This window comes from Streptomyces albipurpureus (genome assembly GCF_023701525.1).
Lineage (GTDB): Bacteria > Actinomycetota > Actinomycetes > Streptomycetales > Streptomycetaceae > Streptomyces > Streptomyces albipurpureus.
The window spans coordinates 1-5,692 of sequence record NZ_JAMQAW010000111.1 but is presented as its reverse complement, the minus strand read 5'-3'; the positions used below and the strand labels follow the sequence as shown (position 1 = coordinate 5,692).

General features: G+C 69.1%; 4 protein-coding genes. 3 read left to right on the top strand and 1 reads right to left on the bottom strand.

Annotation, left to right across the window (positions count from 1 at the left end):
- The first annotated feature begins 565 nt into the window (after positions 1-565).
- Positions 566-1,504, top strand: a complete 939-nt coding sequence (locus NBG84_RS39755) for a ParA family protein (protein ID WP_250924617.1) — start codon at positions 566-568, stop codon at positions 1,502-1,504.
- Positions 1,504-2,760, top strand: coding sequence for a hypothetical protein (locus tag NBG84_RS39750; RefSeq protein ID WP_250924616.1), 1,257 nt, complete (start codon positions 1,504-1,506; stop codon positions 2,758-2,760). The genes NBG84_RS39755 and NBG84_RS39750 overlap by 1 nt, the downstream gene beginning before the upstream one ends.
- A 617-nt stretch (positions 2,761-3,377) precedes the next feature.
- Here NBG84_RS39750 and NBG84_RS39745 read toward each other — a convergent pair.
- Entirely contained in the window at positions 3,378-3,596 is a 219-nt protein-coding gene (locus NBG84_RS39745; protein ID WP_250924615.1) for a hypothetical protein, read from the bottom strand.
- A 443-nt stretch (positions 3,597-4,039) separates the two neighbouring features.
- Between NBG84_RS39745 and NBG84_RS39740 the strand changes: the two genes are divergently transcribed.
- Positions 4,040-5,578 (top strand): replication-relaxation family protein, encoded by a 1,539-nt coding sequence (locus NBG84_RS39740; protein ID WP_250924614.1) that lies wholly within the window; start codon positions 4,040-4,042, stop codon positions 5,576-5,578.
- The last annotated feature ends 114 nt before the right edge of the window (positions 5,579-5,692 follow it).

The following is a 5,692-nucleotide window of genomic DNA, read 5'->3' as shown; positions in this document are numbered from 1 at the left end:
GGCTTCTGGCACCCGCTAACGTCCTCGACCAGATCCGCGACCACTCCCAAGCCCTCCCACGGTTCGCACCGCCTAGCGCGACACCCACCCCACTCTCCGGAATGCTGGAAGAAGATCCCGGGGCTCCACCGCACCGCTAGTCCGCTTCCCCGAAGGCGTGGGACAGCCGTCTGAACCCGTCCAACATGAAGGCCCGTACTCCCCCGCGAACGCCGCCGGGGAGTACGGGCCTTCTTGCGTTTCAGGGCCCAGAACGGGGTGAGGCCCAGCCGCCGGCGGCCGGGCCTCTGAGGTTTTCTGACTGACCAGGCCCCGCCCCGAAAGGCGGCGCGCAGCCAGGATGCTGTCCGTCGAGACGGGCAGGCCCCCCGTTCTCAGGAGAGCACCTCGAACCTGGGCCTGTTGTCCCACACCGCGACTTCCGTGAGCAAGCCAACCCGCCGCGCGCGAGCGGACGTTCGAAGCTCCTGATCAAAGGCATCTGAACGACCCAACGGAAGCGCCCCGACCAGTCATACGACCAGACGGGGCGAGCCCTGTGTTTCACCCGCTACCGTGGCGGGCTATGCGCGAAACACAAGCACAGACCGTACAGGTATCGCCGCTGAGCGACGACCTGGCGTTCCTCGACATCGTCACCGCGTGGGACCTTGAGACGCCGTACCACGACTGGCGGGTCTCGATCGTCGTCCCGGACACGTTCCGGCCCAACCCGCGCATGCCGCGCGTCATCACCGTGGCGAACCAGAAGGGCGGCGCGGGCAAGACGCTGACCGCCTTCGAGCTCGCCATGGGGCTGGTCGCCCGCGGCCTGCGGGTGCGCCTGATCGATGCCGACCCCCAATCGGCCGCGCTTACCGCCTGGCTGATCGCGTGCTTCCCCGAGGGCAAGCGCTGGACGCTGACGGACGTGCTGATGGAGCGCTGCTCCCTCGCTGACGCCACGTACCCCACCCCGTACATCGGCCTTCACATGGTCGTCTCCGCTCCCGACCTGGGCGAGGTGGAGAACTCCCACAAGAAGCCGCCGGGCGTGGAGTCGCTGATCCAGCACCACCTGTCCTCGGAGAAGGACTTCGACGTCACGGTCATCGACTCCGGCCCCAGCCTCGGACTGCCCACGGTCGCCTCCCTGGTGGCCGCCCATGACGTGATCATCCCGGTGCAGGCGGCGAGCGGCCTGGACGTAAAGGGCGCGGCCTCCCTCATGCAGACCGTCAAACAGGTCAAGACCCGGCTCAACCCCGAACTGCGCATCGCGGCCACGATCCTGACGGACTTCGACAAGTCGTCCCTGGCCCGCACGATCGGCGCCAAGATGACCAAGGCGTTCCCCGGAGCGCTGGTCGTGCCCGCGCGCCGGTCGGTGCGCGTGGGCGAAGCCCAGCTCGCGATGAAGCCGCTGCGCCTGTTCGCGCCCGGCACGTCGACCACCCTCGACTACGACCTGGCCGCTGCTCTCCTGATCGGCGCGACGGTTCCGGCGCAGAGGGCGGCGCGCTGATGGCCGGGTATGACGCGGCCGACGCCTTGGACGACATCTTCGAGGGCCTGGACGACGACTCCGAGTCGCCGGAGGGCACGGAGGGCACGGAGGGCACAGCCGCTCCGGAACAGGACGACGACTACCAGAGCGGCGAGATGGCGGCTGTCGCTGCCCGGACGGAGTCCATCCTCGCCGCCCGGCCGACCGAGCCCGTCGACCTGGTGGTGAACCTCGCCCGCGGACTGCCCAACCTGGACGACGTCCGCGAGGTTCCCCAAGACGACACGTCCGAGCTGACCGAGACCGAACAGCAACAGAAGGACCAGACCGAGGACATCATTCGTGCCGCCGTGGCATCGGGTGAGGCGTCGATCTGGGTCATCGCGGAGGGCCTCCAGCGCGCCGCCAAGGGGCGCTGGTGGCGCCGCACGCACGACACCTACGCGGCGTACATCCACAACCTCACTGGCCGCTCCGCCTCCTACGTTCGCCGTCTCCGCGCGGGCGCACCCCTCGCTCTGGAAACGGCGGCCCGAACCGGCCTTGTCCAGAACCCCGGACAGAACCGGGAAGCGGTCAAAGCCGAGCAGCAGTACGGCCAAGACGCCGCGATCCTGCTTTTCCAGGTCGTGGCCGAAGTGACCGAGGAACTGGGAGACAAGGTCACCGCCGAAGCCGTGGCCGCCGCCCGGGAGCAGCTCCCCGCCGTACTGCCAGAATTGCCCGAACAGAAGCGAGCCGAGATCGAGCGGTCCACCCGACGAGCCCTCGGACAAGGCGTGCCAATTGACACGCCAGTGTTCGAAGGGGAATCGAACGGAGGCGTGCCAATTGGCACGCCGAACACGGACGACGACTCCGAGCAGCCCCCGCAGACTGAGCCGGAGACGGAGCCCGAGGCCAGCGGAAGCGCAGAGGTAGACGACGACATTCCGGACGCGGAGATCGTGCCCGAGTCGATCGTCGCCTTGAAGGACGCCATCACCGTGCTGAACGCCCTGAACCGGGCCGTCACGAAGGACACCTTCGCCCAGGCAGCCAAGGAAGCCGACGCCCACGAGTACGCGGACCTGCGCGCCAAGCTACTGACCAAGGCCACCAGCTTCCAGAAGAAGGCCCTGCACGCTCCCCTCGTCTACGGCGACGCGCCCATGTGCGGGACCTGCGGGACGGCGGCTGCACCCAGCCCGGCGGAAGCGAAGCTCGGGAAGCCCGGCACCTACTGGTGGTGCGAGATCTGCCAGACCACCCAGGGGGCGCGTAGCCCCTTCTAGCGCGACAGCATCGACGAAGACAGCGGCCCACCGCCCGAGAGAGGCGGCTGTTTTTGAGGCTGGTGAGGTGTGTGTGGTGGTTGTCGCGCAGTATTTGCATGGCCCGGCCGGTGTTCGCCTGGCCGGTGTGCCGCGCGCCTTCGCCGATGCCGTCGGCGGTGGGTGCGGGGGTGTCCCGGCATTCGGTGCCTGCGGTGACGATGCCGTGCACCCGCCCTGCACCGTGCTGGCGATGTCGTGCACCCTGCCCGGCGTTCCGTGGGGGAGTCCTCTGCCTTCCGCCGGGTCGGGCACTGTCAGCTCCGGTGCGCGGCACTCGATGATGCTGGGCACTCCCGTCTGATGGATCGCACCGGGGTGCGGGGGTGTTCGGCATCCGATGCGGTGCATCCGGTGCCCGGCATCGCCGGGGTAGTGCCCGGCCTCCGGTGCCCATTGCCGGGGCCGGGCCGGTACATCGTTCCTCGACCGGGTTCGCTGCGTGCGACGTCCCGCCCGGACAGGCCGCCTCCGGGGAGGGGAGGAGAAGTCTCTGTCCCCGGTCGAGGTCTCCCCGATCGGGCCGCAGCCGCCCTGGGGGCGGCACGCGCCCGGCAGGGCCCGCCAGTACACCCATTTCATGTGACCTCCCGCACATTCGGGCTCCGGTCGAGGTAGCGGTCAAGGGCCTGTGTGATAAAGGAGTCCGGCCCGATTTGGCTCTCGGATTCGGTGGTGCGCACCGTCCTGGACCGCGCCGCGCGCTGTGGTGCGCGCACCGTCAGACTCGCCGGTATCGGTGGTGCGCGCACCGACCGCACCGCGACGCGCACCATCAGGCGGGGAGTGTCCGACATCGTGGGTAGCGGGCCGTACTCGATGTACTCGATGTTCGGGTGGTGTCCTGCATCCGGTGCACGGCCTCGTGTCGGGGTGCACCGTGTCCGGTGTCTGCCGCTGCGCATGGGATGGATGTCGGCCGTGGTCGGGGTGGTCGCGTCGTTCCTTGACCGGGTTCGCTACGTGCGACATATCGCCCGAACATGTCACCGTCTTGGAGGAGGGATCTCCGTCCTCCGGCCGGCTGCTTCGGTTTCGCCTTGCTCGGGTAGCAGCCGGCCGGGCTCCGGTCCTGCGCCGAGTCGGGTTCTGTCCGTGGCGTCGGTCACGGACAAATCCTGGCGGTCGATATCCATTCAGTGGCAAAACGGACGGCGCGCGGTGCTGACCGTCAGATCGCGGTCAAGGGGCGGTTTCCGACGGTGGCTCCGGCTCGTGCGCGGTTCCGCGTGTGGGCTGGATGACTGCCGTCCCGGCCTGTTGGCCGGGGGAGACCGAGGACACCGTGCCCACCGCCCGCATACCCGACCCCGTCCGAGAGCCGCACTCCGTCGCCGACCAGGCACCCGCCGGCGGCGTCGACCAGGTCCCGCAGGCCCCCTCCATGGGCCCCTCCATCACCCCCTCCACGACGTCTTCGCCTGCGAGGCGGGTATCCGCAGGTCAGCCCGAGCAGAACAGGGCTCCCGGCACGTTCGACAACCCTTCTGAGTCTTCGAGGCAGACATGGAAGCCGACCCACGCCCGAAGGAAGGAAGTGCTGAAGGCTCTGGGGGTCTTCCAGCGCGCTACCGCCGATCAGTTGTGGCGGATGCTGCGCCCGGGCGATGCGCATGACCGGTGTACGAGGGACACCCTCAACGCCCTCAAACGTGACGGGAAGGTGCGGGTGGAGACACGACTGGAGTCCGGGCACCAACTGTGGGTGCTCACCGAAATCGGTCACAAGGAAGCCAAGCAGCTGCTGCCGAAGAATGTGCGGATATCCGCGCTGCGTAAGCCGAAGCTCAATGCGCAGGGCGAACCAGTCGCCGACGACGGCTATGACGAACACGCCGCCGCCGTCACGACGACCGCCGCGGTGCTCACCGGGGCCGGGTTCGGCACCTCGCTGTCGTGGCAGACGGAGATCGGTCACAAGCTCCCTTACGGGTACACCCAGTACGCCGATCTGACGATGCGTGCCCCGGACGCGCGGGTGCCCGCGATGCTCCTGGAGGTCGACCGTGTGACCGAGCCGGTCGATGATCTGGTGGCGAAGGTGCGCCGCTACAGCGAGTGGTTCGAGGTCTTGGCCCCGAAGGCCGACAAGGACAAGGCACAGGCGGCCCGCCACAAGGGTGCGGCGGTGCACGACTTTCGGCTGTGGTCGCGGGTCTACCCGGCGACCGGCCACGAGGGCTATGTGCCCCTGGCGTTCGTGTTCACGGGGAAGACGAAGGCGCAGCGGGAGAGCCGGATCCGGCGTTTGGAGGAGGCCGCTCGCCCGTACTTCGCCGGGGAGCCGTATCCGGGCCGGGCCTCAGGTATCACGGCCGTCGACTACCACCAGGCGCTGCCCGTAGTCGTCACTGAGTTGGAGCGGATCATGGCCGACCCCAGGGGCGCGGCGGGGAAGGTGTGGCGCAGGCTCGGGCGCGGTGAGGATGAGTGGCAGACGCTGCGCGAGGCACTGGACAACCCGGATGGGGACCGGCTGTACGCGGTGCAGCGGAAGGAGGTCCACCGGCGTCAGGCGGAGCGTGAGGCCGTGGAGCGGGAGGCGCGGCGGCCGGTGTGTGCGCGTTGCGGGGCGACGTTTACCGACGACCGCTGGGACACGATCCGGCACTACCCGGCGCAGCAGCACCGCGAGCTCTGCGAACCGTGCCTGCACGAACACTGGGAACAGGTGCAGGCGGAGAAGGCCGCACGGCGCCAGGCGGAGGAAGCCGCGGCCCGGGAGGTGGCCGAAGCGGAGGCGAGGAAGAACCGCGGCTGGTTCGGACGCCGCCGGTAACCAGGGCCGTCCCGGGCTTGTGTCTTCGGGCCCGGCCACCCAGGCCGGGCCCGACGGGCGTTCTGCCGCTCCGTGTTGTAGAGACGCGACGATCGCGAACATCGCGTTCATCAC

What these genes read in the sequence shown, in the direction of transcription:
- NBG84_RS39755 (WP_250924617.1), top strand. Translation starts at nt 566, where the DNA reads ATGCGCGAAACACAAGCACAGACCGTACAGGTATCGCCGCTGAGCGAC.
- NBG84_RS39750 (WP_250924616.1), top strand. Translation starts at nt 1,504, where the DNA reads ATGGCCGGGTATGACGCGGCCGACGCCTTGGACGACATCTTCGAGGGC.
- NBG84_RS39745 (WP_250924615.1), bottom strand. Translation starts at nt 3,596, where the DNA reads ATGTCGGACACTCCCCGCCTGATGGTGCGCGTCGCGGTGCGGTCGGTG.
- NBG84_RS39740 (WP_250924614.1), top strand. Translation starts at nt 4,040, where the DNA reads ATGACTGCCGTCCCGGCCTGTTGGCCGGGGGAGACCGAGGACACCGTG.